The 24,040-nt window shown below is 28.2% G+C and carries 29 protein-coding genes; 7 read left to right on the top strand and 22 right to left on the bottom strand.

Annotation, left to right across the window (positions count from 1 at the left end; all coding sequences use genetic code 11):
- Positions 1-7 precede the first annotated feature (7 nt).
- From CAMP5060_RS01415 to CAMP5060_RS01390, 6 genes are all read right to left on the bottom strand, one after another.
- Positions 8-352, bottom strand: coding sequence for a hypothetical protein (locus CAMP5060_RS01415; protein WP_337217775.1), 345 nt, complete (start codon positions 350-352; stop codon positions 8-10).
- A 1-nt stretch (position 353) separates the two neighbouring features.
- A complete protein-coding gene (locus CAMP5060_RS01410) occupies positions 354-2,576 on the bottom strand; it encodes a hypothetical protein (RefSeq protein ID WP_337217774.1) in 2,223 nt (740 codons plus the stop codon).
- Position 2,577: 1 nt separating this feature from the next.
- A complete protein-coding gene (locus CAMP5060_RS01405) occupies positions 2,578-2,763 on the bottom strand; it encodes a hypothetical protein (protein WP_337217773.1) in 186 nt (61 codons plus the stop codon).
- On the bottom strand, positions 2,750-3,148 hold the full coding sequence (locus tag CAMP5060_RS01400) for a hypothetical protein (RefSeq protein WP_039625773.1): 399 nt from the start codon (positions 3,146-3,148) through the stop codon (positions 2,750-2,752). The genes CAMP5060_RS01405 and CAMP5060_RS01400 overlap by 14 nt, the downstream gene beginning before the upstream one ends.
- Positions 3,145-4,161, bottom strand: coding sequence for a DUF5309 domain-containing protein (locus CAMP5060_RS01395; RefSeq protein ID WP_257941563.1), 1,017 nt, complete (start codon positions 4,159-4,161; stop codon positions 3,145-3,147). Before CAMP5060_RS01395 ends, CAMP5060_RS01400 begins: the two co-directional genes overlap by 4 nt.
- 88 nt (positions 4,162-4,249) lie before the next feature.
- Positions 4,250-4,975, bottom strand: a complete 726-nt coding sequence (locus tag CAMP5060_RS01390) for a Rha family transcriptional regulator (RefSeq protein ID WP_337217772.1) — start codon at positions 4,973-4,975, stop codon at positions 4,250-4,252.
- Between the two features lie 142 nt (positions 4,976-5,117).
- Between CAMP5060_RS01390 and CAMP5060_RS01385 the strand changes: the two genes are divergently transcribed.
- On the top strand, positions 5,118-5,345 hold the full coding sequence (locus CAMP5060_RS01385) for a hypothetical protein (protein WP_002863613.1): 228 nt from the start codon (positions 5,118-5,120) through the stop codon (positions 5,343-5,345).
- A 48-nt stretch (positions 5,346-5,393) separates the two neighbouring features.
- Here CAMP5060_RS01385 and CAMP5060_RS01380 read toward each other — a convergent pair whose 3' ends face one another.
- From CAMP5060_RS01380 to CAMP5060_RS01320, 13 genes are all read right to left on the bottom strand, one after another.
- Positions 5,394-5,621 (bottom strand): hypothetical protein, encoded by a 228-nt coding sequence (locus tag CAMP5060_RS01380; protein ID WP_337217771.1) that lies wholly within the window; start codon positions 5,619-5,621, stop codon positions 5,394-5,396.
- A gap of 658 nt (positions 5,622-6,279) precedes the next feature.
- Positions 6,280-9,900, bottom strand: coding sequence for a PBECR2 nuclease fold domain-containing protein (locus CAMP5060_RS01375; RefSeq protein WP_337217770.1), 3,621 nt, complete (start codon positions 9,898-9,900; stop codon positions 6,280-6,282).
- A complete protein-coding gene (locus CAMP5060_RS01370; RefSeq protein ID WP_337217769.1) occupies positions 9,897-11,054 on the bottom strand; it encodes a hypothetical protein in 1,158 nt (385 codons plus the stop codon). The genes CAMP5060_RS01375 and CAMP5060_RS01370 overlap by 4 nt, the downstream gene beginning before the upstream one ends.
- 63 nt (positions 11,055-11,117) lie before the next feature.
- On the bottom strand, positions 11,118-11,477 hold the full coding sequence (locus tag CAMP5060_RS01365) for a hypothetical protein (protein ID WP_039625757.1): 360 nt from the start codon (positions 11,475-11,477) through the stop codon (positions 11,118-11,120).
- Between the two features lie 13 nt (positions 11,478-11,490).
- Entirely contained in the window at positions 11,491-12,141 is a 651-nt protein-coding gene (locus CAMP5060_RS01360) for a hypothetical protein (RefSeq protein ID WP_337217768.1), read from the bottom strand.
- Positions 12,131-12,337 carry a hypothetical protein gene (locus tag CAMP5060_RS01355; protein WP_047208152.1) on the bottom strand — a complete coding sequence of 69 codons (207 nt, stop codon included), beginning with the start codon at positions 12,335-12,337 and terminating at the stop codon, positions 12,131-12,133. Before CAMP5060_RS01355 ends, CAMP5060_RS01360 begins: the two co-directional genes overlap by 11 nt.
- Complete coding sequence (locus tag CAMP5060_RS01350) at positions 12,334-13,830, bottom strand: portal protein (RefSeq protein WP_337217767.1); 1,497 nt, start codon at positions 13,828-13,830, stop codon at positions 12,334-12,336. The genes CAMP5060_RS01355 and CAMP5060_RS01350 overlap by 4 nt, the downstream gene beginning before the upstream one ends.
- Entirely contained in the window at positions 13,820-14,083 is a 264-nt protein-coding gene (locus tag CAMP5060_RS01345) for a hypothetical protein (RefSeq protein ID WP_039625751.1), read from the bottom strand. Before CAMP5060_RS01345 ends, CAMP5060_RS01350 begins: the two co-directional genes overlap by 11 nt.
- On the bottom strand, positions 14,073-15,365 hold the full coding sequence (locus CAMP5060_RS01340; RefSeq protein WP_337217766.1) for a terminase large subunit domain-containing protein: 1,293 nt from the start codon (positions 15,363-15,365) through the stop codon (positions 14,073-14,075). The genes CAMP5060_RS01345 and CAMP5060_RS01340 overlap by 11 nt, the downstream gene beginning before the upstream one ends.
- On the bottom strand, positions 15,356-15,733 hold the full coding sequence (locus tag CAMP5060_RS01335; protein ID WP_235375843.1) for a DNA-packaging protein: 378 nt from the start codon (positions 15,731-15,733) through the stop codon (positions 15,356-15,358). Before CAMP5060_RS01335 ends, CAMP5060_RS01340 begins: the two co-directional genes overlap by 10 nt.
- Entirely contained in the window at positions 15,723-16,109 is a 387-nt protein-coding gene (locus CAMP5060_RS01330; protein WP_039625747.1) for an endodeoxyribonuclease RusA-like protein, read from the bottom strand. The genes CAMP5060_RS01335 and CAMP5060_RS01330 overlap by 11 nt, the downstream gene beginning before the upstream one ends.
- A complete protein-coding gene (locus CAMP5060_RS01325) occupies positions 16,106-16,771 on the bottom strand; it encodes a hypothetical protein (RefSeq protein ID WP_337217765.1) in 666 nt (221 codons plus the stop codon). The genes CAMP5060_RS01330 and CAMP5060_RS01325 overlap by 4 nt, the downstream gene beginning before the upstream one ends.
- 7 nt (positions 16,772-16,778) lie before the next feature.
- Positions 16,779-17,777, bottom strand: a complete 999-nt coding sequence (locus tag CAMP5060_RS01320; RefSeq protein ID WP_337217764.1) for a hypothetical protein — start codon at positions 17,775-17,777, stop codon at positions 16,779-16,781.
- Positions 17,778-17,988: 211 nt separating this feature from the next.
- Between CAMP5060_RS01320 and CAMP5060_RS01315 the strand changes: the two genes are divergently transcribed.
- Positions 17,989-18,138: a hypothetical protein gene (locus CAMP5060_RS01315; RefSeq protein ID WP_158100226.1), complete on the top strand. Its 150-nt coding sequence runs from the start codon at positions 17,989-17,991 to the stop codon at positions 18,136-18,138.
- Here CAMP5060_RS01315 and CAMP5060_RS01310 read toward each other — a convergent pair.
- Positions 18,135-18,317 carry a hypothetical protein gene (locus CAMP5060_RS01310; RefSeq protein WP_087685558.1) on the bottom strand — a complete coding sequence of 61 codons (183 nt, stop codon included), beginning with the start codon at positions 18,315-18,317 and terminating at the stop codon, positions 18,135-18,137. The genes CAMP5060_RS01315 and CAMP5060_RS01310 overlap by 4 nt on opposite strands.
- Positions 18,304-18,522 carry a hypothetical protein gene (locus CAMP5060_RS01305; protein WP_263672817.1) on the bottom strand — a complete coding sequence of 73 codons (219 nt, stop codon included), beginning with the start codon at positions 18,520-18,522 and terminating at the stop codon, positions 18,304-18,306. The genes CAMP5060_RS01310 and CAMP5060_RS01305 overlap by 14 nt, the downstream gene beginning before the upstream one ends.
- Before the next feature lie 133 nt (positions 18,523-18,655).
- On the opposite strand from CAMP5060_RS01305, the gene CAMP5060_RS01300 reads away from it, so the two are divergent.
- The 5 genes from CAMP5060_RS01300 to CAMP5060_RS01280 all read left to right on the top strand — a co-directional run bounded on the left by CAMP5060_RS01300 (position 18,656) and on the right by CAMP5060_RS01280 (position 23,194).
- Positions 18,656-19,378 carry a S24 family peptidase gene (locus CAMP5060_RS01300; RefSeq protein WP_337217763.1) on the top strand — a complete coding sequence of 241 codons (723 nt, stop codon included), beginning with the start codon at positions 18,656-18,658 and terminating at the stop codon, positions 19,376-19,378.
- Positions 19,379-19,463: 85 nt separating this feature from the next.
- On the top strand, positions 19,464-20,750 hold the full coding sequence (locus tag CAMP5060_RS01295; protein WP_337217762.1) for a hypothetical protein: 1,287 nt from the start codon (positions 19,464-19,466) through the stop codon (positions 20,748-20,750).
- Between the two features lie 41 nt (positions 20,751-20,791).
- Entirely contained in the window at positions 20,792-21,454 is a 663-nt protein-coding gene (locus CAMP5060_RS01290; protein WP_337217761.1) for a DNA/RNA non-specific endonuclease, read from the top strand.
- Positions 21,455-21,515: 61 nt separating this feature from the next.
- The gene (locus tag CAMP5060_RS01285; protein ID WP_337217760.1) at positions 21,516-22,733 is read left to right on the top strand and encodes an AAA family ATPase; all 1,218 of its coding nucleotides are present in this window, start codon (positions 21,516-21,518) and stop codon (positions 22,731-22,733) included.
- Positions 22,730-23,194 (top strand): hypothetical protein, encoded by a 465-nt coding sequence (locus tag CAMP5060_RS01280; RefSeq protein WP_066008557.1) that lies wholly within the window; start codon positions 22,730-22,732, stop codon positions 23,192-23,194. The genes CAMP5060_RS01285 and CAMP5060_RS01280 overlap by 4 nt, the downstream gene beginning before the upstream one ends.
- Positions 23,195-23,216: 22 nt before the next feature.
- Here CAMP5060_RS01280 and CAMP5060_RS01275 read toward each other — a convergent pair whose 3' ends face one another.
- Positions 23,217-23,912 (bottom strand): sel1 repeat family protein, encoded by a 696-nt coding sequence (locus CAMP5060_RS01275; protein WP_442863345.1) that lies wholly within the window; start codon positions 23,910-23,912, stop codon positions 23,217-23,219.
- Between the last annotated feature and the right edge of the window lie 128 nt (positions 23,913-24,040).

Below are 24,040 nucleotides of genomic sequence, written 5' to 3'. Positions count from 1 at the left end.
TCCTCCTTTATACTGACTTGACTTTCGCAATATCAAACCAAGAATTACTTATGCTTCTTGGATCGTAACCTTCCGCCAAATACATCTCAAATTCAAAATTATTTTTTTTGCTAAATTCAGCATCCAATTTGCCTTCTCTAAACGGAAAAACAGGCACTCTAGTTGAACCACTATTTACAACTCCTACAATTTTGTCAGCGATATGCGCTTTAATTTTAGAAAGTCTTAAAACTATTTTATAATCAAGAAGTCTATGAGTAGAAATTATTTGCTGGAGATTTACAAATTCACCGCGCTCTATTTTTAAATTTTCTTCAATATTGTTTGAAGATGCTAATAATAAATGTGTCATATTAAGACCTTACTAATCTGATGTTATTTGCTGCTATGCAAAAATAAGCAAAGGTCTCAGTTCCACTAAAACCACTTTGTGCTATTCTAAATTTAAATGGTGCTTTAAAAGATTTTATGTTTTGACAATTATTTATGGTTATGGTTCCACTTTTACCTGCCCCGCCCCAATTAGCTATGCCCAACTCTGTATTTGCATTTGCTGTTAAAATAAAATGTTGAGCTTGTCTTAAGTCTATGTTTGTTGAACCTACTGTTCCTAAATTTTTAATACCACCACCATAATCTACATACCACTTTCTAGTCAAATGATTATCAGCTGTTGGATTAACTGCACAATTTGGAATAAGCTTAAAAGTAGTATTTCCATTTAAATTAGTAGTTCCATTTGCCGTTAAAGCGCCACTTAAAGTTATATTTCCGTTTATTGTCTTGTTTCCTTCTATAGAAACTTTTGTTTTTAGTTGTTCGTTAATATTTGTTATTTCTTTTTGTAATTTTTGCTCTGTAGTTTCTACATTTTCTAAAAGCTCTTCTTTTGTTTGTTCTATTTTTTGAGTATTAGCATTAATAGTGTTTTCTAGTATATCAATCTTAGCATCTTTGTTTGCCTTGTCAAGCTCTAAAGCCTCAACCCTAGGCTTCAAATTTACAACATCTTCTTTTATACTCACTATATCATAATCAATAGCCTTTGCATCTATCTCTTCCAAACACTCATCTTTTTTTGCATCAAGTTCGACTTTACATTCTTCTTTTTTTACATCAAGTTCTTGTTTATATTCTTCTTTTTGAGCATGTAAATTTTGCAAATGATTATTTACAAAAACATCAAATTCATTTTTATACCCTTGGTAAGTAGTGATAAAAATTTGAGTTAAATTATCAATCAAAGCTTTTGATGTTTCTATATATTCTCTAAAATTACTTTCTCTTTCTTCTATATTGGAAACTATACCTGTTGCATCATCGCACATTTTTTGATAAATTTCTTCCATAGCTTCGATAGTGCTATCACGCAAAGCTTTTAATTCTGTCTCATAGATTAATTTATCATTGCCTAGCTCTTTTTTAGCAACTTCAGCCAATCTTCCCAAATCTTCATTAGCCATTAAAGCTCTTTGATTGAACCTATCATAACTTTGCTCAAAATGTATTTTATATCCTTCACATTTTGCAACAAGCTCATCAAATTTAACAATAGCTTCATTTTTTACTATTTCTATAGATGAGATTATTTGCTCACCTTTTGCCTCTAAAGCTTCGTGTAAGCCTTGTGCTTTATTTTCTAAATCACTTCCTAAATTTGCAATTTGTTCTTTGAAATTTTTTATAAGCTCTGAATATGATTTAATGTCGTTTTCAAATTCTTTGTATAAAGCAATAACTTCTTTTAACTCTTCTAAACTCTCTTTGGTTTCTAGTAAAAGATTATAAGCTTGTATTATTTCTTTATACTTTATGCCAACATCATATTTTATTTCCTCCAATTTTTTGACACTATCTATCATTTCTTGATTTAATCTTTGATTTTCAAAAAAGATAGTATTTATTTTATTTTTTATAATTTCGCTTGCATCTAAAACTATTTTACTAGCTTGCGATGAAAGCTCGTTTACTTCTTTTTTTATCTGCAAAAGCTCTGGCTTTAGTCCCCTAAGCTCATCAGCACTATAGTTTAACTCTTGCACCAAATCTTTGCAATGTTCTAATTCTCTTAAAATATCATCTTTTATTTTTGAGCTTAATTCAAAATATTCTTTTGATAATTTTGTATTATTTGTAGCTTCTGCGATAATGGCTTCTAGATCTATCTTCATACTTTCATATTTAGATAAATCATCTTTTAAACTTTCAAATACAGGTTTATTTTCTTCTATAAAGCCTTTTATAAGCTCAAGTTCTTCTTTAGAACTTGAAAAATCATTATAAGCTTGCTCTATAAAATTAAAACGCTCTTGCATAATGCTAAATTTTTCATTAACACTAGAAAATTTAGTATCAAAATCTTTTTTATTTTCGCTAAAACTAGTATACATTGTTGAAACTTCTTGTTTTAGCTCTAGTGTTTGTTCGTGTAAAGAATTCACGCTCTCTTTTAAACCGACAATTTCATCAAGTCTTGTATTGTCTAAAGCTCTAGCTATAGTATCAATTCTTAATAAAATTTGATTAATTAATTCTAGCTTTTCTTTACCTGTTTTCAATTCAGCCAAACTTACCATTTTACTCCCCTGTATAAAAATCGCTATCTTTTATTCTTCTTTGGCAAAATAACAATAAATCATCCATTGTTTCAAGCCATTTTTTAGTATCCAAATAAGCTATAAAATCTAAGTTTGTAATACTTTTTTCATAATCATCATAACTCTTTGCTCTGATAAATTTTTTATATGTATCACAAGTGTGCATTTTCAAGCTCCTTTCCATCGTTACTAATATAATCATTGATAATTTCATTGCAAAGCTTTAAATACATTACATTTTCGCCTTTGCTCATCAAAAAACATACATAATTAATAACAGCGTAGCAAAGGCTTTCATCTATCATTAAATGTTCTTGTTCATCTTCAAAATTTGGCTCATCAGGGACTATCAAAAATGCATTGTTTCTAGTGTTTCTTAAGACCACTTGGTCATCTTCTCTTATGGTTTTAGTGAGTACGCTAGGCTCACATTTGCCACAAATATAATAAAAAGCCTCCATAATGTAGGCTTTTATAAATTTATCATCAACACTAGTTCTTTCTTTGGACATTTTCTTTAAGATAATATCCCTAACTAATACACTTTTCATTTTTTAAGCTTTAAAGCTTCACCTTCTACGCCACTAAGCCCAACACCTATAGCAAATGCATCAGCATTTCTTACTTCTAATGTGCTTTGAGTGTAAAATCTTTTTGCTTTTGCTGTTGCATCAGTAGGTACATCTTCAATAAAAGTAGGAATGTAAAGCCCGTGTTTCATAAACTCAAAATCACCTGCTATTAAAACATCACCTAATCCATATTTAGGGCTTAATAGTCTATGTAAGTGAAAATTGATTGTTCCAAAATCTGTCTCAAGACTCATAACATTTCCAACTAGATTTTTCTCATTTCCAAAAATCCTAGTAGCGAGTTTATTAATAGCAGGTTTTAAACTAGCTCCTAAAAATACATCTTTAGGTGTAGCACCACTATCCCAAATGCTTTGTAAAATTTGACTTAATTTATCTTCAGTAAGCAAGCTAGGAGTTCCGCTCCAATCTTTTGCTTCATCAAATGCTAATACATTGCCTCTTTTTCCACCACTAAAGCTTGTTTCTCCTTTTGCTATATAGTGAAACAATCCTGCCATTTCTCCACTTACACCATTTTGCGCTTGAATATGCTCTTTAAACACTGATTTTTTAACATCACTATCACGACCCAATCCAAATAAAGCATATTCTATATCTCTTTTATGCTCTTTTGTCTTTTTACCAACTTGATATTCCATCTCATTGCCACCATATTGTTTAGCTTTCATTAAAGCTGTGGTAACTGAAACTTCTGTAATAAAAATTTGTGTTGCATTAGATGTTTTTTGAGTTGTGTTTTTTGTTTCGCCATTAAATTTACTTAATTCCAAATTAGCATTCTTCTTTGGATCTGCTAATGTATCTGTAAGCCAAGAATGCAACAGTGGGCTTGTAACACTTGATGTGCCTATTTTGTTTAAAAGTGGTGTCTCGCTTGCACCTATTTGTATAATCTTTTCATATACGCTAGGTTTTAATTTAACATTTTGTGTTGCTGGTGGGGTAAAGTCCATAGATGACAAAGCCATTTTAAAATCTCCTTTGATATTTTTTGGAGATTTTGACAAAAATGGCTATTTCAAAACTAGTATATTTTGAAATAAATTAAAAAATATTTTACCTTCTTAATAAGTTACCCCACTTTTCTTCATATTCATCATAATGTTTATAATAATCAAGCCTAGAATTAAACTTTTCTTCTATACTTTTATAAACACAAAAACCATTTGCTTTGTCTAGTTTATAGTTTTTTCTTGAAATGCTTTCAGCAAACAACATATACTCCCATTTTTTAAAACAAACTATTTCATAATCTTTTGCTAGAAATTTCCTAAGCTCTAATAACTCTTCATCGCTAAGTTTTCTTTTAAAGCTTAACTCGTTTTTATGTTCTAAATCATACTTTAAAGCTTTAATCTCATTTTCATACTTTAGCTTTTGCTGTGCTAGTTGAGATTTGTAACCTAAGCTTTGTCTAAAAGCTAGTTTTTGCATTTGTTCTTTTTCGAGGTTTTTTAAGCGTTTTTCCATTTCATTGAAAGCATTAATAAAAGCTAACTTCCATTTATAAGCTTTCTCTCCTGTAAACCCCATAACAAGTAAAGAAAAGCCATCTCGAGTGATTTTATAACAAGGTAAAACTCTACCCGTGCTATCAGTATATTTACTCGCCTTAAAATTAAGGTCAGTGAAACTATCCTTTGGGAAAGTTTCAATTTTTGCTATAATATTATCGTGGCGTTTATTAAAAACTGCCGCGATGTCTAAAGAGGTAGTCGTTACTTGGTCGTTGGCTACCTCCAACTCTACACCCACGCCATTAATTACAGCTAATTTTTCCATTTTTTACCTTTTTGTTTTGATAATAAATACTTATATAAGTATTTATATTTTATATATTATCATTTTTTAATTATTATGTCAAGGTTTAAATAATTATTTAAGTATGTTTTTATATAATATTGCAATTAAATAAGGATAAATAATGGATAGGAATGAATTTAACAGTCTTTTAAAACAAGCAAATTTAACTAAAAAAGAATTTTCACAAATAATTGGAATGCAGTATAGTTCAGTAAATAATTGGGGTAGTTCGCAAGATTTTCCACGTTGGGTAAAAAGCTGGCTACAAAATTATATCAAAAGTAAGTCATATGATGAGATTAAAAATAAAATACTAGACATTGAGAAAATAAATAATATATTTTTGTAAATTTATTTTTTTAAAGCACTTTTAAAAAACTATAGAAAATAAATTTATTTACTCTTTATCTTTTCCTATTAATATTAAGAATAGTTTGAAGATTGAAGCAATTGTAATAAAAATAAATCCTATACACTGTAATATAATATTTAATATAAAAATAGGGATAGAAGCTATCCACATACAAATTTTTGCAATATTATTAGTAATATTATTGCTCTTCTTGTATAAAGCAAAAAATATACCTAACGTAACAAATACAAGCCAAACAATAAATATTTCCATCATAATTCCTTTATTGATTTAAAAAAACTTTTTCTAATTTTTTAGAAAAAGTCTATTATACCATATCAGATAAGCTTAAAATCTATCATTAGATGAAATTTCAAAATCCATAAAACCTTTTATAAGATAAATATTGAACATAAATAATTAAAAATAACATTTTTGTTGTTTTATGCAAAATTACATTTTATTACACATTTTTGTTGTTTTCATATATAATATACTTTTTATTATAATTGTGATATAATTGACACAAGTAAAAAGAATTGTGAAACTTATTATGTAGTTAGGTTTTAGACTTCTCTTTATAAAGGAGATTTGGCTCTTTATCTTTAGTTAGAGAGTTACCCCGCTTAGTGCGGGGATATTGTATAGATTTATACTATAATTAATTAAAGGTTGGTTAGCAAATTGTCCGAGCTAACCGCAAAAAAACAATCGGTGGAAGTGTTGTTTTTATCCTTTATATCTTTCAAAAGCCGTAATTATAAAAGTTCTTTTATTTCCTTTATATTCACTACTTAAGCCTATGATATAATTTTTCCAAAACAATTAATTTTGTTTTTAGCTTTGTTTGTTAGAATTTTAATTAAGAGTTTAAGGGCAGAATCTCGCCCTTTATAAAAGCAAGAGAGTTGCTACCTTCTTGCTTTTTCTCTTAAATCTTTTCAAAAGCAGTAACAACCCATTTGTTATTACCTATCTTTTGACCTTTTTCGTTCCAACCTTCATTTAGCCCCAATCTATAATCTTTATATATAATATTAAATCCATTATGGCTTTTCTTTACTTCCCCTTTCTCAACAATCTCATCAATCATTTTTACATAAAAATCAGGGTGTTTATCGATAATATGAGCTAAACCATAGCCTTTATGTTTTATCTTATCTGTTACTTCTCCCCAAACCAAATCAATATCACCCAAGTCTTTTCTATGAAAAGCACCTGCTACTTGTCCTTGTTTTTCAATGAGTAATTTTTGTAAAGCACCCTTTCCATCATGGTAATACTCTGCGTAATTTTTTCCAAATTCTTTCAAAGGTTTGATGTTTAATTCATTTTCTATTTTAGAACGCATTAGATCAGGTATATCAGCTTTTTTACCCTTATGTGTCTTTTTTTTAGCATTGAGTATAAATTCTCTAGTGACAACATCTAAATCACCCATAACATCAAGACTATAGTCTTTATTCTCTTTTAAAAAATTATCAAATCTTTTCCATTTATTCTCATCACTCTCTTTTTGATTTTTGATTTTTTCATCAAGTTTTTCTTTAACGCTTTTTTTGTTTTTCCTATCCTCCTTTAATTTCTCAATTAAGTTTTCTTTAGGTTTATCTTGGGTAGAATTTCCATTAGAGAACGACACTTGTTTTGTCTCTGAAGATGCCCTAGATGTCGGTAAGGCTCTCGCATTATTATAATACACTACTTTAGCATTTTTCATTTTATTTCTTATATTATTTTGCTTTTTAGGCGAATTGCTAATTATAGTTAAATGCGTTTCATAATCTTTACCTATGCTTGTAAAATAAGTTTGACTATCTATGTTTTTAATAAATACAAAATCATCCTTATCTCTTAAGACTACTTGTGGATTTTCTAAAGTATCTTTTATATGTGGTATATATTTAATTCTATCTCTTTCAACTAGTTTTAATAAACTCCCCTTAGTAAGCTTTATTTCTCTATCTTTTAAAGCCATTTTTACTTCTTTTGGTATATTAGGGATATAATCATCATCAATACTTTTAAGATTAAAAGTTTTCATCCATTCGCTTCTGGCATTTTTATCTATAATATATTCTTTACCATTTTTGCCTATAAATTTTAAAGAACTATCCTTAGGATCAGGCTTGTCCATATAAAAGTTATCGCCTTTGATTAAATCTTTAACTTTTGAATTAAATTCTTTTCTAGCGTTTTGTGCTTCTTCTTTTAATGTTTTATCTTTAATACTTGATATAAATTCTTTGGCTGATTTATCAAAATCTTGTAAAGTATTGATATTAGCAAAGCCTCTTCGCATTTGTATTCTTAATCCAGCTCTTTTGCCAACTTCCAATAGCCTCATAAAATAAAATGCTATATAATCAGTAAAATTATTAACAAACATTGTTTTAGCTCTTTCCATGAAGTTAGGGCTTATTCCATGTCCTAGCTCTTTTGCTTTTGAATTTAAAATGCCATCTATTATAGTTTCAAAATTAGTACGCAAATCGCTTATTGTTTTTAAAACTTCAATCTTTTCCTGTCCTGATTTACTTTTAGGTTTATAGTTTTCAAAATTATCCATAAATGCTTTATAATTTACTATAAACTTGGGATTATTAGTATCTCCTATATTTATTTTATTTTTTTCTAAAGCTCTAGTTATTATTTGGCTATCTAAAACTTCAATCTCATCATCACTAAGCCCTTTTGTTATAGCTTCATAATTCTTTTTTGGATTGGTTTCGTTGATTATTTTATCTATATCTTTTGATATATCTTTTTCGCTTCCTTTTAATTTTTCACCTAACTTGCTTTTATCATATACTTTAAAAGCTTTATAATCACTTCTTATTTTTTCAAGTATATTTCTTGATAATTCCTTGTTATTTGAACTTTCTACTATACTTTCTAAAAACACATCTTTAAGGCCGTTTAAAAAACCACTATAATTATAACTTGAGTTGTCTTTTAACTTTTTGCCTATAGCATCTATCCTATCATAAATTTCTTTTACACTTTTTCCATCTAATTCCCCGTTCATAGCTTCTTTTATAAATTCTTTCACTTTGGCTGGTGTAGCTTCTGTATAAATGCCTGAATTATCTATGGCATCAACTAAAACTTGTTTATTTATGGTAATTCCATTTGAGCTTAATCTATCTAAATCATCAAGTCCTTTTCCAAATTCTTTATAAGCTCTTTTTGCTCTAGCATCTCTTAAAGCATATAGCTCATCAGCTTTAGAAGTATTATTCAAATTTAATTCTTTTAATATAGCCTCATCTTGTAAGTGTAAAGAATTTGCTACTTTATTTGATATTTTAGGGTCTTTTGCTAAAACACTCCTTGCCATATTAGCTAAATCACCATTTATAAAAGAAAGATTGATAAGGTCTTGTTGATTGAGTGCTGCTTCTTTTGAGCCTATATTTTTACTTATTGTATTTAAAACATCTGCACTCTTTTGAGAAATATTTTTTACAAGATTATTTTTTGACATATTGGCCATACTTTGAGCTTTTTTGGCTGCAAAATCTGCAAACGCATTGCCTTGATTAACTTCTAAAGGTATAGTTCTTGATTTTTGTAGTATATCATCATAGTTTCCATTTCCACTTTCTATTAGTTCTTTTGCGTAAGCTTTTGAAGTTTCACTGCCTTGTGAAGCTAAATCATTTATAATATTAGGGCTTATTTTTCTAAACCTATCCCCTATGTTTTCTTTTAGATTATTTCCCTTAACAGCTATCCCATCTATCATATCTTTGCCAACAGCTGACCCTGTTTTTGCCATAGCGTATGTATTTTTTAAAGCTCTTGCACCTTTAGCTACTCCGGCGAAAGCTGCATCTCCAACTAAAGAAAGTCCAGCATTTTCCCCCATAAGCATAAGAGCTTCTTTTAAATTTGCTTCCTGATTTGTATCTTTTGTGTTCCCATAATAATCATATCCAGCTCCTAAAGATGCACCTAATGCACCTCCAGCGACCATACCAACTCCACCACCTAACATACCACCGCCAATTGCACCTGCTGTTCCTAGTGCTACACTAGCACCATTATCTCTAATCCCACGATATAAGTCACCTATTAGGCTTCCTTGAACCTTAGCATAATTGCCTTTTACATCTTTAACCCAATATGAACCATCGCTATCTTGTAAAAGTTTTCCTCTTCCGGATTTTTGAAGCTCATCTCCTAAATCTCTCATAAACTGATTGCTTTTTCTCGCCACTTCGTTATCATCAGCAAAAATAGGTTTAGAAGCATTAAATTGAGATTGTTTATCTAAAATATAATCACTTAAATCATCAGCATTCATTTCCTGATTATTTTCATAATCATACAAATCTCGCTTGTATTGACTAATATGGCCGAGTGGATTTGTTAGATTTTGGTCTTGTATGTTATATATTGAGATATTATTTCTATTTTGTGTAATTGCTTTATCTATGTCATTTCTTAACTCATCTAAATAATCATTCTTATCTTTATTATCCTGCTGCAAAAAAGCCAAAATATCACTTTCTCTTGGTTTTTCTTTTAAAAATTCTCTTATACTCATTTTACTAACCCCTCTTTTCTTAGTTCTTCCAAGCTTACTTGCTTTCTTTTTCCTGCGCTGTTGATTAAAATAACATTTCCATTAGAATCAGGTTCAGAAATTTGTGCCTCAAAGCCTCCTAAATTCACATCATAAAATTTTTGATTATTAGCAAACGCTAATAAGTTATGAGAATTTTGCTGAGCCTCTTTTGTTTTTTGATTTTCTACTGTAATTGCTTTTTCGCTAGGTTTGTCATACTTCTCATCCCAATAAAACGCTCTAATCTTTGGGGCATATTCATTATAAAAAGCCATATTGTTTTGATATTCCTCTATAGCAGTTTGCCTTTGAAAGTTTGTTTTTGCATTTCCTAATTTTTCTGACAATTCTAAACTATAAGCTGTTGGTGCATATGCTAACCACTCTCCTGCTAAATCTTGTGCCACTTTTTGGTTATTTGCTTCTAGAATATTGCCATTTATAGGGAAATTTGCTTGCGTATTCTCTAAATTCCATTTAGCATTTTTTCCTCCTCTCATTATATCAGTTAGCATTCTTTGTAAAAACAAATCACTAGCACTATTTAAATCAGTACTCTTGCTTCCCCATCCACCAAAAAATCTATTTATGGTACCATTCCAAAAACCATGGGTTGTATCATATGTCTTTCCTCTATTAGAAGCCATATCCAAAAACTGAGCAGCTGCTTTTGTTCTAATATCCCCTAAATACTGTTTATCTGTAAAATTCTGTCTCGTTGTATTACTATTTGTTATATTGTCAAATAGTTTTTGTTCTTGTTTTTTTGCATTGATTTCGTTTTCTATTCTTTGCATTTCTAATAAAGTTTTTTGATTATTTATGTCTCTATAAAAAGATTGCGAATTAAATTCTTGTAAAGCTAAATTATTCTTTATTCTATCTTGCTCCATAGCATACTCAAAAGCTCTTTCCTTTTGCAATAAATTATTATTTAAAAAAGCATTATTAATCTCATTTTGTTCTTGTCGAGCTTTTAATTCTTCATCTCTTTGCGCCAAAAGTCTTCTTTTGTTTTCTTCTTCTCTATATTGTTTCATACTATCGTATAAAACTCCACCTACTTTTCCTGCATTTTGGATTACGCCAAGACTTGGGTTAAATACTACTTGCTGTGGGTTATAATATGCCATTTTTCTACCTTTATTTAATATCTAAAATAAAGGATTTAAGGTAACCCCTTAAATCCATAAACTTTAACTAGCCCAAACTTCTTTTAAGTTATTTTCTCTATTTTGTCTTCTTCTAAGCTCCTCTTGTGCTAAGTATTTGTTAAAATTGTAAGCATCTTTTTGAAGCTCAAAATTCTTTTTTGCCATTTTCTGCTCTTCATATCCGCCCCAAAGTCCTCCGGCAAGCCCACCAAGGTCTATAAGCCTATCAAAATTAGTTCTTGCTCCATTTTTTGCTATTTCTTTATTCCCCCATTTACTAAAATTATCAAAACCTTTACTTAGAAAATCAGTAAATGAAAAACTATCAACCTTTGGAGCCTGAGCCTTAACTAAGTTTTTTGAAAAATCAAAACCATTATTCATTAATGCTGCGTAATTCATTAAATACCCCTCTTTAAACTAAAGATAATAATTCTTTTCCTAAATCAATATTAGAAATATCATCACCTTTTTTTATTTTTGAGTTAAAATCACTCTCGCCACCTGCGTAATTTGATCTAGGTAGGCTCTCATCTGCCTTTTTACCAATATCTTTTTTATAAACCATAGCCAAAAGTGTTCTCCAGCTTTGTAAATCTCCACTTGCTAATCCACCAAGTTTGTTTGCTAATTCTCCCATAGTTTTTAAGTCAGCATTTGGATACTCTTTTCTAATTGTTCTTTCAACCTCCATGTATTTAGCGCGCAAGCTTTCTTCCTCATCTTTTTGCTTAGCTTTTGCTTCTAATTCATCTAGTTTTTTAAGCCTTTCATCAATTCCATCAAGCCCTAATTGCTTTAAATACTCTTTCCTTTCTTCTTCTTCTTTACTTGGCTTATTTTTATTATTAAGTAGTGCTAAGCTTTCTTTTAAGGTTTTAATTTCATTTGCTTGCTCTTTTAAAAGTTTAGATAAATCTTGATTATTTTGTTCATCTTGTTCATCTTGTTCTACTTGCTCTACTTCTTGTCCTTCCTCTTTGCTTTGAGTGGTTTCTTCATTGTCATTAAGTGAGTTTAAAAGTTCATTTAAAGCATCATTTTCATTCATTTGTTCATTCATCATCTTCTTCCTTTAGTAAATTTATTATCGTGTCTAAAAAAGCCATTTGCTCTAAAGCTTTTAGCCTATACTCTGCTGTTTGTTGTTGGTTTTTTGCCATTGCAAAACATTCTTGGTATTTTTTATCTATAAAATCAACTAGCCTCTTACCTCCTTTTGTTTGTTGTATATCAAAATTTAAATCCAACAAAATCTTCATTGCATACCCTTGTTGAAAGCAAATAAAGAATTGACATTTTTTATCCCCAAAATAGGTAAAAGTTCTTTAACTAACTCTTCATTAGCTTTAACAATTCCATATGCACTTTGCATATCACCTATACTCATATACATTTGATAAAGTTGTGAAAATACTTGCATACTTGCTTGAAGTCCTGCTCTTCTAATTTCTTTATTCATAGCTCCAGTACCTGTTTGTATATTAAATCTAAAACTAGGTATATCCTCTCTTGTAAACCCATTAAAAAATTCATCATTTCCATACTTAAATACTAGTTTTGCAAATCTATCAAACAAAGGCTCTACAAAAGTCTCATTATATGATCTAATATAATCAGCACTTCTTCGACCACCTTCTTGTGCTTTTATGCTAATTTCAGTAGCAGTTTCATTTTGTGCAGTTTGTGCGCCGTTATTTTGTGGGCTAACACCCGTAACCTCTGTGATTTCACTCTCTAAGAGTTCTAAATTAACCCCTGAGCTACTTATATTCGGTGTTGGCAAAAAACCAACACTTGAAGGCTCTGTAAGATATATTGGCTTACCAACAGTTTCTAAGTCTTCTCTTGAAACTCCGGCAGATTTTTGAAGTATTATTTTTGGGTTTAATGCACTTCTCATTGCATCTATTAAAAGATTTCTTGTGATATTTATTTCCTTTTGCAAAGACAATGCACTTGACATAACAGGTTCGCCATAAGCACACACATATTCTTCATTGTCTATTGTTTTTAATTGTGGAAGCATTGACCCCCAAACAAAAGGCTGCCCATCTTCTAAGATCACATCATCGCGTAACAATTCCTCTTCTAAAAGTGTTGAAACAACCCATTTATCATCATCTTTTTTCACATAAATATCATATAACTTAACCTTTTTAAACTCTTCATTTTTGTCAAAATGCACATCTATATTTGTCTTTTGATAAAATCCTAATTTTTGCCTTTGCTTAATTTGTGCGTGTGAAAGATAAATCTCATTTACGATAAAACTAATATCATCATTATTTAAAGCATTTGGATCAAAATAAACCTCATCTATACCAACTCTTTCAATACGAGGCATACCCTTGTGCCAAGTTACTTTTGCTATTGATGTTCCTGTTGTTAAAACATCTAAAAATAAAGGCTGAAAGAGCTTAAACAAATTAATTTCTCCTGTATAAAAATCTAAAGCTCTTTGCCACATAGCTATAATTTGCTCATCTGAATTAATATAACTTTCAATATCTGCCATTCTCTCACTGTTAAAATACACATCATTTAAAGCAGTTATTAAATATTTAATTTTTGCATTAATCTTTGGTATAAAGATGCAAGATTTGTTTCTTTTTTCATAAATTTCTTTTTTTTCATTTTTTAATAAATATGCATCTTGCAAGGCAGAAAAATAAGGCTTGTATTTTTCATAAGCATTTTTACTTTCACTTATAAGTTTTACTAAATACGTAATTTTTTCTTCTTTATTTCTCATTATTAATTCTCCATATGGTAACTTTACTAAGCTTTGTTAGCTTAGCAATATCATCATCACTCACACCTTTTTCTTTTAAAATTTTCACCATTTCTCTCTTGTATTGCTTTTTAGAAATATTTCTAAAACCCCCAAAAAGATCTAATATCCACTTAGCCAAAATTATTTTTATAACATCATCTTCTTTCTTAGCTAACTCTTTAATTTTAAGCGGATCTATATTCTCATATACCATTAAAAACTCACCAGCCATCATAACTCCAATCTTCACTAGTATTGTTTTTTGGGTGCAATTTTTCAAAGAAAGTTAAAGCTAAAGCATCACTAGTATCAGGGCTTTTTCCGTAATCTTTTTTTATCTGTTCTTTTGCCTTTATCTTTAAAAGCCCCTTATCAGAATACTCATATTCAATCATGCGTAAATCTTTTTTTAGCTCATCATCTTTGATAATTTGCATATGTTTTATGTTTTTAGCCAAAGTAAAATACATTTGCGCTCTTTTGTTTAAGTATTCATTGCTAGTTGCAGAATTTGCAGAATTTGCCTCAAATACAGGCAAGCCATAATCACTCAATATATCATATACACCAACTCCAAGCCCACAAGTATCTATAAAAATACCTCGTGGCTTTTCCTTGTCTTTATTAAATTCTGCTAAAACAACATTTGCTAAAGCACTAATGCTAAACCCACTATATTTTTTAATTTCATCTACAACAAAACCTTTTCTCTTAACCAAAACGCTCTTATCATCTCCATATCTTGCTACATCAAGTCCCCATATATTGTCTCCTTGCATTTTTTGCATATCAAAACTAATAACATTCATACTTTTTTCAATATCACTTAAAGCAAAAAGTTCTGCACTAGAGTTATCTATAAAGTCTCCATAAATTTCTTGTTTAACTACTTCGCTATCTTCTCCGCCTACTTCTTCGATTAGCTCTTTGATTTGATCTTTACTCAAAAAAGGATTATCATAACTTGAGAACTGAAAATGTTTCCAATTTTCATCACTTAATTCTTTTTTACAAAGCTCATAAAAAAGATTTTTTCCTTTAGGAACTCCACCTATAATCGCTCTTGATTTAGGATTATCAAGCAACATAGGGCGTATGGCGTTGTACCAAAGATACTCCCCTTTAGAGCCTTTTAAGATAATTCCTGCTTCGTTTAAAATTACCAAATCATAGCCAAAGCCTTCTATATTTTCAGGTCTTTCAGCACTTCTCATATGAAGCACAGCATTATTTAAAATGAGTTTTTTATCTTGAACGCTCCAAGAATAAAATTCTCTTGGGAGTTTTTTTAGCTCAGGCATAAAGTAAAGCTCGAAATAATTTTGTAAGTTGCTTTGAACCGTGTCAACCCAAAGAACATTTAACTCCATTAAAAGATTTTCTATTACATATTTTGCACTTCCTCTTGTAAAACCCAATCTTCTCCCCTTTGCTACAGTTATGAAGCGTGGATTTTTATCATCAAAAACTTTAAGTTGTGCCGGAGTGTAAGAAAAATCAAGTTTTAATTGCATTTAACTTCACTTCTTATGATTTCTATTTTTTGAACACTATCACTAACCACTTCTTGTTTATCTACATAGCCATGATTGTTTTTAAGCAAAAACATGCTTATGCTAGGAGTGTAAGTGCCTATCAAAGAATGATCTATTATAGAGCTAGCACATCTTTGTTTAGCCATTTGAATAATTTCTCCAAATTCTGCATCTTTCTCCCAAATACTAAGAGTTTTTGTCGTAACACCTAAAAATACAGCTAGACTTTCTATTGTCTTTGGAGCATAAATAGTTTTTTCTTTTGTTTCAGCAAGTGGTGTATTTGTAGCAAAAAACTCATCAACTTTTTGCTCTAACTCATCTTTTGTTAATACTTTATTGCTCATAAGATAATCCTTCCTTAAAATCATATTGGCTAATTTCTAAATCCAAAAAAGCCTTTTTAAAAGCAACAATTTCATATTTCCCTTTTAACACGTTCTTATCATTTTCAAACAGCGCATCCAATACGGCTTTTACGATATTATCTGCATCACCATGCTTTTTATTGTTAAAACCTATTTTTAAAGAAAACTCGTATTGCTTTTTAGAGTCAAAAGCTTGATTAGGGCTTATTCCATTTTGCTTTCTAAACTCAATTTGCAAGAGTTTTTTAAAATCTAAATACTTAAGATAATCCTTGCAAACAAACTTGGCTCTTTGAGTTGTTCTTTTATAAGGCACAGGGTTATTTTTAAGCTCTAATTTTAAAGAATAGCTCATCGTATTACCTTTTCTTTATTTTTGCTTAAATAATTAAAATTGGTGTCGGTTTTTTCTTTTAGTTTTTGAGAAAACTTTTCCAAATTTTGCAAGTGCAATATTTTTTCTTCTTCTTTTGTTTTTTGATGGCAAAGTTCTGTTTTTAATTCTATCTTTTGAATATCCAAGCTCAAATCTTTACCAACTCTATGCTGGTTTTTAAACATGAAGTCTATAAGTGCCTCTTTAAAATACCCATCTTCCACCAAAGACCCATCGTGATATGTTAATTCTTTAAAGCCATTTATACATATTAAACAATCATTTGAACTATTTTCAAGTTTTACTTTATTTTTGAAACTATCATAAGCAAAATATTCATATGTAAAATCATTTTTATACACTCTAAAGAAGGCTCTTGACTTGTAATTTCTAAAAAGCCATTTTAAAAAACTTTCTTTATTTTTAAATCGTTCTTTAAACTCAAGTTGTGCTATCTTGCAAACAATTCTAAGTTTTTCATAAGTAGAACCGATGATTTTTTCACTCATACATGTCTCAAAATAATAATCTAAAAAAACATGTATATCTTTGACATCTTTTAAATATCTACCAACTATATCCACCGCTTGAGCTTCATTAAGCTCTAACAAATTCATTAAAATTTTAACTTTTTCTTTCATTTCATCCTCAACTAATACTTACTACATCAATATAATCAATATATTTTTGTTCTTGACTATCTTCAAATCCATAATAATCCATCAAAGAACTCACCACACAAGCTTCAGCTTCTTTTTTTCTAGCTTTAAAAGCATTTTTTCTTAATGCATTTTCCTTTGCATATTTGAGCCAAGTATGTAAGCTACCAGCAACAGAAGCCATTTTTTTGTTGCTTCTCTTCCACTGTCTAACATCCCAATACTCTATAAAATCTTCAGCCAAACTCTCATCAAAGCAAGTATTGTGCTTTTGATTAAAGGTATTAATCTGCTCCATTAGATCATCTACACTAGGTTTTTTAAATTTACCCATGCTAAACTCCTGTGTTTTTAAAGCTCCAAAATCAACAACAAAAAAAGTTCGCGTAGCGTTATTATTTTTATTTGTATTCTCTTTATTTTCTAAATTTTCTAAATTTATAAATTTATTATTATTTATATTTATATTATTTTCTTTATACGCGTGCGTGTGTGTTTCTATATATAGGGAATTTTCATTTTTTTCTTTTTCAATAGTCATTTTTGTGTCGATTGATAAAGTGTTATTTTCAGCAACTTTGCTTAGGTTTTTATCTTCTAGTTTAAGCTTATATTCAGTTTTATTAAAATGCTTAATAATGTTTTTATTTTCATCAAATAAAATCCATTCAAAAAAATTCAAAGAACCTTTTCTTACTTTATCTATTTGCAATAAATCAAAATCTATTAATTCTCTCTTTGCTACCCTAAGTCTTTTTAAGCTTATTCTTGTATCTTTTTTGATTAAAATAAGTTCTCTTAAGTAAATTTCACTTACTAAAGTTTTTTCACTCATTCTCTTAAGCTGTAAATAAAGAGCCAAAGCATCCATACTTAAGCCACCATAAAAAATCGTATTAGCTACTTTTGTGAAACCTCTTCTAGCTCTAAGTGACTTTTTAGCTCCTAAAGCCACTTCTAAACTAGCTTTAAAATGCGGTATACTCATCATTTTTCCTTAATTTATTTCCTCTTGGCTGATTTATATTTATCTTTGAACTTTTGATGTAAAAAATGAGACAAAGAATAAATAAAAACTCCGATTAAAAATCCTATACTAAGACCCGAAAGCAAGTAGTTAATCACACTCATAAAACATCCTTTTCATCCGCACTCCTTTTTAGTTAAAATTCCCCATCTTTAAAGAAAGGAGGATTAAAATGGAAATCCAACAATTAGAAAAAATCATTTTAGATTTAAAACTAAGAGTTGAAGCATTAGAAAGCAAAGTGGCTTTATTGGAAAAGGATAAAAACACTTCGCAACACTTTAGTCTTGATACTCCAGATTTAATTAGTGACAAAGATTAATCCTTATTAAGTATCAAAGCGTTTTCAACCCTTAAAGCCAAGCTAATATCAAGAGAGATGAATTTATTTAAAGTCGAAAAAATATATTCATCAACACTTTTATTATCTTGGCTAGAAAGTGTTTCAAGCACCTTATAATGCTCATCTTTAATTTTAATTTTTAAATTAAGCTCTTTCACTCACACTCCTTTTTTGGTTTTCCTCTATAAAATCAAGCAGCTTATCTCTATTTACTCTACCCCAAATATTTGGTGGGATATGATATTTCTCCCAAAGTTCTCCCGCAACTTGCACTTTTATCCCAATGCGAGAACTCAAAATACTATCAACTCCAGCCTTACTATAATAAGTTAATAGAATTTTTTTCAACTCTTTTCTGTTCAATTTTGCTTCCTAACTTTTTAAATAAAAATGTAGTATAACTACCATAAAAATAAGCTTAAAATTTATGTTGTTATACTACATAAATTTTATAAAAAAACGATGTATAATTACTACAATAAAAATAAGGAATGCGATGTTTTATAAATTAAACAAAGAATATTTAACAGAAGTGCTGAAAGAGAAAAAAATCAGTAGAAGTAAACTCGCTCAAATGCTAACAGACAACGGCTATGAAATATCATTAGATGGCATAGCCTATTGGTATAGATCTGAAAACAACCAACCTGAAAATTATGAAAATGTTATAAAAATTGCTCAAGTGTTAAATGTTCCGATAGAAAAATTAGCACCAATAAACGATAATATAAAAACAAATATAATTCCCTTGTTAAAAAAAGACAATCAAATCGAATTTAAATACTATCCTGATGTTTCTGCTTCAGCTGGATATGGAGTTTTAGCACAAGATATAAATTATACTAGTATTTGTGTTGATGGAAGTTTTCTAAAAGAGATTTTAGACATTCCTATAAAAAAAAGCTATGATATTATAAAAATAAATGGCGATAGCATGGAGCCACTTTTAACACATGGAGATTTTGTTGTTATTGATAGAAGCAAAAATACTCTTGGTACTATATCGAGTGCTGATATAGTTATTTTTAGACAAGGCGAAGATCTATATTGTAAAAAAATTAAAAAAGAAGCTTTTTGCGATTTTATTTATTTAGTATCTGAAAACAAAGACTACAAAGAAGTTAAAATTAGCGATTTTGCACAGTGTGAAATTATAGGGGTGGTTGTATCAAAAATGACAGTTGAAACCTTTAAAAATTTTATAGAGTTTGTAAGATGAAGTATAAATATGATATATTAGTTTTAATTTAATATTTTTACATATTTATGTTAAAATACAAAAATTTACAGTTAAAGAAAACACAATGAAACACCAAGACTTAATAAGTAAGCTAAAAAACTATTTAAAACATGAACAAAACAATAATTATATCATATATGGCAAAAAGAAAATAGGAAAGACATATTTCATTAAAGATTTCATTAAAATTAATGAATATCAAGAAAATAGTTATATTAATTCTTTAATATCTACTTTTGAAGAAATTAAAAAAAATATTATAGAAAATCAAACAAATATAATCGTAATAGATGAATTAAATAAAATTTCAAAAAATAAATTAAAAAAAATACTCAATTTGGTTAACGACTATCAAGATAAAAAAAATTTTTTATTGATAAGCACAAAAAAAGGAAAAGAAGTAATTTCTAAAAAAATATACAAGTATAAAGAAATATATCTTAACTATTATTTTTTAAAAGATACAATTGAAAAAATTTCATCCGAGAAAAATATAGTAGATATACTAGGTATAGTAAGTATAGTAGGTATAGTAAAATATAAAAATTTAAACGAGTTTTTTGAATTTTTATATCATATATCTTGTATTAAAAAAGAATTAAATAAAATTGATTTAAACTTAAGAGAAGATGTGCTTAAACAGTTTTTTTATAGCATGAAGTATCATATTTTCCACAAACAAGAAAGAAAAGTTAAAATCAATATTACTGAAGTATATTTTAAATATGGTGTAGAAGCTTTTACAGATATATTCAACCACTTTTATGAAAAGAAAATAATAAATAATAAATTATTTGCATATGAGTATTATATTGAAAGTGATTTTTTCAATCGTAACAGCAATGATATTATATTGTTTTTAGATCCTGATACTTGCAAGATTTTAATTAAAAATAATATAATAACAAGAGAATTATTCATACAAACTATAAAAAATGCTATTGAAAAAATAATAACAAACGAAAAATTACTTTGTATTTATTTTGATATATATATAGATATATTAAATAATTTTGATTATTTGGATAATAATAATGAAGATATAAAAACAATATTTAATATTTTTTTAAATATTGTTATACAAACCAATACAGACAAAATTATTAAATTAGATGAGCATAGAATAAAAAAAATAAAAGAAAAATTTCTAATAGATTTTTTAAAAAACAAAAATATACAGTATTTTTTTAACAATGCGGTATTGAATGAATATACACAAAGTAGTTCTTTGAAAGATAACAAAATAATAAAAGCATTAAAAGCAATAGGACATATAAAAGAGAAAGCAGAAAAAACAAAATTATTTTTTAGTGATAAACACCCCAAACCAAACGAAATTATTTTTTATTAAAAAATAATTAGAAACAAACAAAAGATAATGGATATGAAAAAATGCTTAAAAAGATATTCTTATTAGCGCTATTTACCTCATTATCTTTTGCAAAGTACACGCAATATAAACCGAGTGAAGATTTTGCAAAGTATTTTACTACACAAAACTGCTCTCAAGTTTTAGATAAATTTTATTATATTAATTGCTATGATTATAACTACAAAGGTACTAAAGCAGTAGCTTATAAATTAGAAGCAGATAATCTAAAAGGCGAACAAATCAAAAAGCGTCCGCACTTTGAAGATGATACAAATATACCTAAAAAATATCGTACCACTTGGAGTGATTATAAAAATAGTGGTTATGATAGAGGACATACCCTTTCTAATGCCTCTATGAGAAAAACTACTCAAGCTCAAAGAAGTACATTCTTAATGAGTAATATTACTCCGCAAAATCCACAAATTAATCAAAAAGTATGGAATAAGATTGAAAAAAGAGAAAGACAAGTAGCTTTAAAGCTTGGAGAAATTGAAGTTTTAAATTTAGTTAATTATGATAGCAACCCACAAAGAATAAAAAATCAAATTGCTATTCCAAACTCTTATATCAAGATTATAAAAGGTAATAATTTTAAAGAATGCTATCGAGTGTCAAATCATGAAGTGGAAAACGAGAATATAAAAAATTATAAGGTTGATTGTGGTAAAATTTTATTTTAAAAATACCTTTCTTTATTTTTAATAAGATATAATTGTAAATATTTTAATAAGGTAACACTTAATGCAAAAAATAATAATTAAAAATTTAGGACCCATACAAGAAGCAGAGATAATCTTAAAACCATTTGTAGTATTTATAGGAAAAAGCGGTAGTGGAAAAAGTGTAATTCTAAGAACCATTAGTATGCTAAAATGGCTATATAAACATGAATGGATGAAATCATTTTATGAGCCAAAATTACTTAACTCTATAAGTCAAGAAAAATTTAATGAATATCTAAAAGAATCCATGCTAGATACTTACATAGACAAAAGAACTGAAATTGCATTTATAGATAATAAAACTCCAGTAATAGAAATAAAAAATAAAGAAATAATTATACATCTAATAAAAAACAAAAATCCAATTGGAAAAATAGTATTTATAAATGATACTAGAAATTTTTTACCAGAATTGTTTACGCTTCCAGAGCAAAGAAAAATCAAATTATCGTATCATACAGATGATATGATAGCAAATTTTATTGAAAGTATCAACAAGTTAAAGAACTTCAAACTAAATACTATGGAAAATATAACATTTATTTCTGAAACAGAAGCAGATTTTAATAAGTTTTATTTAAAATATAATGACATTAAAATACCATTTGAGCAATCAAGTTCTGGGGAGAAGAGCGCTAGCATATTGGAAATAATATGTAATTATTTTGCCCATGAATATAATATCGAACAAAAAAGTGCAAAAAAAATTATTCTTGAAAACATATTAAATAAATTTATTACAAATAAAAATAAAATACAAGAACAATACCGGAGCATTGAAGAAGAAATATTAAAACAAATTAATTTTCTTCAATTTCTTTTTTCTCAAAAAAACAAACCGACTTTAGAAATTTTTATAGAAGAACCGGAATCAAATTTATTTCCAATTAATCAAATGAATATGGCTTATTATCTCACAAGCCTTAGGAATGCAAAAAATAAACCGAATATTATGTTTTCAACTCATAGCCCATATATATTAACATCATTAAATAATATTTTATATGCTTCAATGGTTGAGCAAAAACTGCAAAATAATAAAAAAGATGATATTTATAAAATAATTGATAAAAAAAATATTATAGATTATAAAGACTTAGCAGTCTATAAATTAGAAGATGGAAAAGTTGAATCAATTATGGACAAAGAAACAAATCTAATTGATGCTGAATATATAGACACTGTGTCAGATAAAATAATGGATGATTATTATAAAATAGCAGAGTTGGATAAATGAAAAAAAATATATTAGAAGAAAAGTTTATAAATAAAGACGAGTGCTATAATAACACATTAGTATGTGAAGATAGTGTAAAATTAATACTTGAATGCAATGGAAGAGATTTTTATAAAATTTTAATTGATACAAAAGATATTAATAAATTAGAAAATAAACAATCAAGATGTGATTATCTTGTTGCTACAACTGATTTAAAAGATATAATTATATACACAGAATTAAAAGGTGGAGATTTAAAAACAGCTTATGAGCAAATACTAGCTATATATGAATTACTTAATGAAGATTTTGAAAAACGATATATAGCCATAGTACATACTGGAAATCCAAAAGCATCTACTATAAAACAAAAATATGAAAAAAAATTAAAAAAGAGTAATTTTGAACTACCCCCACTAACTTCAAGTAAAATTATAACGCTTAAATATAATCCAAATACTAAAACAATTAGCAAATAAAAAAATGGATACCAAATTATCCTCAATACCCCATCAACCTTTTATATCCATCACAGCCAAGTTGATAACCGCCATCACAAGCTAAGCCATAGTATTTTTTTGCTTGTTTAAAATCAACCCTTACACCTTTTCCATTTTCATAAAGCCCACCAACAACTCCACAGCTTACACTATCTTTATATTTATCACATAAAAGTTTTAAATTTAAAAAAGCTCGTCTTATAGTATCTGGTTTTATTAAAAGTGCAGTATTTTTTTTACAGGCACAGGGCATGTCTATTATATCAGATTGTAATTTATCATTATAATACAAAGGACACACATAAGCCCGATTAACTTCAAAATCACTCATCTTTTTTAGTAGCTTTAATGCCTCTATAGCTTTTGTATCATTAGTTTTATTTAAAGCAAAATCTATCAATTCTGATGATTTTTTCCAACTATCTAAAGCTATCAAGCGATTAATTTCTTTATACTTTTTATCTTTGTCCATATCAAGAATTAAACCAACATAAGCCATTATTTCAATCAAATTAAATATATTGCTCTCAACTTTAAAATTTCCATCTATAGCAAAATTATTATAAATATGTAAACAAGCTTCTTTATTCTTTTTATCATAGCAATCGCTAAAAGATTTTTTGTATAGTTTTTCTTCTGAAAGATTAAAATTTTTGCTTTTATAACCAACAGCATGTTTTTCTATATACGCAGACATTTCAATCTCTCTTCGCTCACACACATCAAACCCAAAAGCATATATACATACAAATAAAATCAGTAATTTTTTCAACAACAACCCTTTATTTTGCCTCTATTTTATACTCAAAATTATATCATAAATGC

Origin of the sequence: Campylobacter sp. 1569, assembly GCF_024723675.1 — a bacterium.
In the GTDB taxonomy this organism is placed as follows: domain Bacteria; phylum Campylobacterota; class Campylobacteria; order Campylobacterales; family Campylobacteraceae; genus Campylobacter_D; species Campylobacter_D jejuni_C.
Note: the sequence above shows the minus strand (reverse complement) of the source record. Positions and strands in the feature narration are given on the sequence as shown.

Coding starts and splice junctions, on each gene's coding strand:
- CAMP5060_RS01320 (WP_337217764.1), bottom strand. CDS start 17,777: ATGAGTATACCGCATTTTAAAGCTAGTTTAGAAGTGGCTTTAGGAGCT.
- CAMP5060_RS01400 (WP_039625773.1), bottom strand. CDS start 3,148: ATGAAAAGTGTATTAGTTAGGGATATTATCTTAAAGAAAATGTCCAAA.
- CAMP5060_RS01380 (WP_337217771.1), bottom strand. CDS start 5,621: ATGGAAATATTTATTGTTTGGCTTGTATTTGTTACGTTAGGTATATTT.
- CAMP5060_RS01405 (WP_337217773.1), bottom strand. CDS start 2,763: ATGCACACTTGTGATACATATAAAAAATTTATCAGAGCAAAGAGTTAT.
- CAMP5060_RS01410 (WP_337217774.1), bottom strand. CDS start 2,576: ATGGTAAGTTTGGCTGAATTGAAAACAGGTAAAGAAAAGCTAGAATTA.
- CAMP5060_RS01335 (WP_235375843.1), bottom strand. CDS start 15,733: ATGAGCAATAAAGTATTAACAAAAGATGAGTTAGAGCAAAAAGTTGAT.
- CAMP5060_RS01315 (WP_158100226.1), top strand. CDS start 17,989: ATGGAAATCCAACAATTAGAAAAAATCATTTTAGATTTAAAACTAAGA.
- CAMP5060_RS01290 (WP_337217761.1), top strand. CDS start 20,792: ATGCTTAAAAAGATATTCTTATTAGCGCTATTTACCTCATTATCTTTT.
- CAMP5060_RS01375 (WP_337217770.1), bottom strand. CDS start 9,900: ATGAGTATAAGAGAATTTTTAAAAGAAAAACCAAGAGAAAGTGATATT.
- CAMP5060_RS01355 (WP_047208152.1), bottom strand. CDS start 12,337: ATGAAGATTTTGTTGGATTTAAATTTTGATATACAACAAACAAAAGGA.
- CAMP5060_RS01360 (WP_337217768.1), bottom strand. CDS start 12,141: ATGATGAATGAACAAATGAATGAAAATGATGCTTTAAATGAACTTTTA.
- CAMP5060_RS01390 (WP_337217772.1), bottom strand. CDS start 4,975: ATGGAAAAATTAGCTGTAATTAATGGCGTGGGTGTAGAGTTGGAGGTA.
- CAMP5060_RS01295 (WP_337217762.1), top strand. CDS start 19,464: ATGAAACACCAAGACTTAATAAGTAAGCTAAAAAACTATTTAAAACAT.
- CAMP5060_RS01345 (WP_039625751.1), bottom strand. CDS start 14,083: ATGGCTGGTGAGTTTTTAATGGTATATGAGAATATAGATCCGCTTAAA.
- CAMP5060_RS01365 (WP_039625757.1), bottom strand. CDS start 11,477: ATGAATTACGCAGCATTAATGAATAATGGTTTTGATTTTTCAAAAAAC.
- CAMP5060_RS01415 (WP_337217775.1), bottom strand. CDS start 352: ATGACACATTTATTATTAGCATCTTCAAACAATATTGAAGAAAATTTA.
- CAMP5060_RS01395 (WP_257941563.1), bottom strand. CDS start 4,161: ATGGCTTTGTCATCTATGGACTTTACCCCACCAGCAACACAAAATGTT.
- CAMP5060_RS01325 (WP_337217765.1), bottom strand. CDS start 16,771: ATGAAAGAAAAAGTTAAAATTTTAATGAATTTGTTAGAGCTTAATGAA.
- CAMP5060_RS01350 (WP_337217767.1), bottom strand. CDS start 13,830: ATGAGAAATAAAGAAGAAAAAATTACGTATTTAGTAAAACTTATAAGT.
- CAMP5060_RS01330 (WP_039625747.1), bottom strand. CDS start 16,109: ATGAGCTATTCTTTAAAATTAGAGCTTAAAAATAACCCTGTGCCTTAT.
- CAMP5060_RS01385 (WP_002863613.1), top strand. CDS start 5,118: ATGGATAGGAATGAATTTAACAGTCTTTTAAAACAAGCAAATTTAACT.
- CAMP5060_RS01280 (WP_066008557.1), top strand. CDS start 22,730: ATGAAAAAAAATATATTAGAAGAAAAGTTTATAAATAAAGACGAGTGC.
- CAMP5060_RS01275 (WP_442863345.1), bottom strand. CDS start 23,912: ATGTCTGCGTATATAGAAAAACATGCTGTTGGTTATAAAAGCAAAAAT.
- CAMP5060_RS01370 (WP_337217769.1), bottom strand. CDS start 11,054: ATGGCATATTATAACCCACAGCAAGTAGTATTTAACCCAAGTCTTGGC.
- CAMP5060_RS01340 (WP_337217766.1), bottom strand. CDS start 15,365: ATGCAATTAAAACTTGATTTTTCTTACACTCCGGCACAACTTAAAGTT.
- CAMP5060_RS01300 (WP_337217763.1), top strand. CDS start 18,656: ATGTTTTATAAATTAAACAAAGAATATTTAACAGAAGTGCTGAAAGAG.
- CAMP5060_RS01285 (WP_337217760.1), top strand. CDS start 21,516: ATGCAAAAAATAATAATTAAAAATTTAGGACCCATACAAGAAGCAGAG.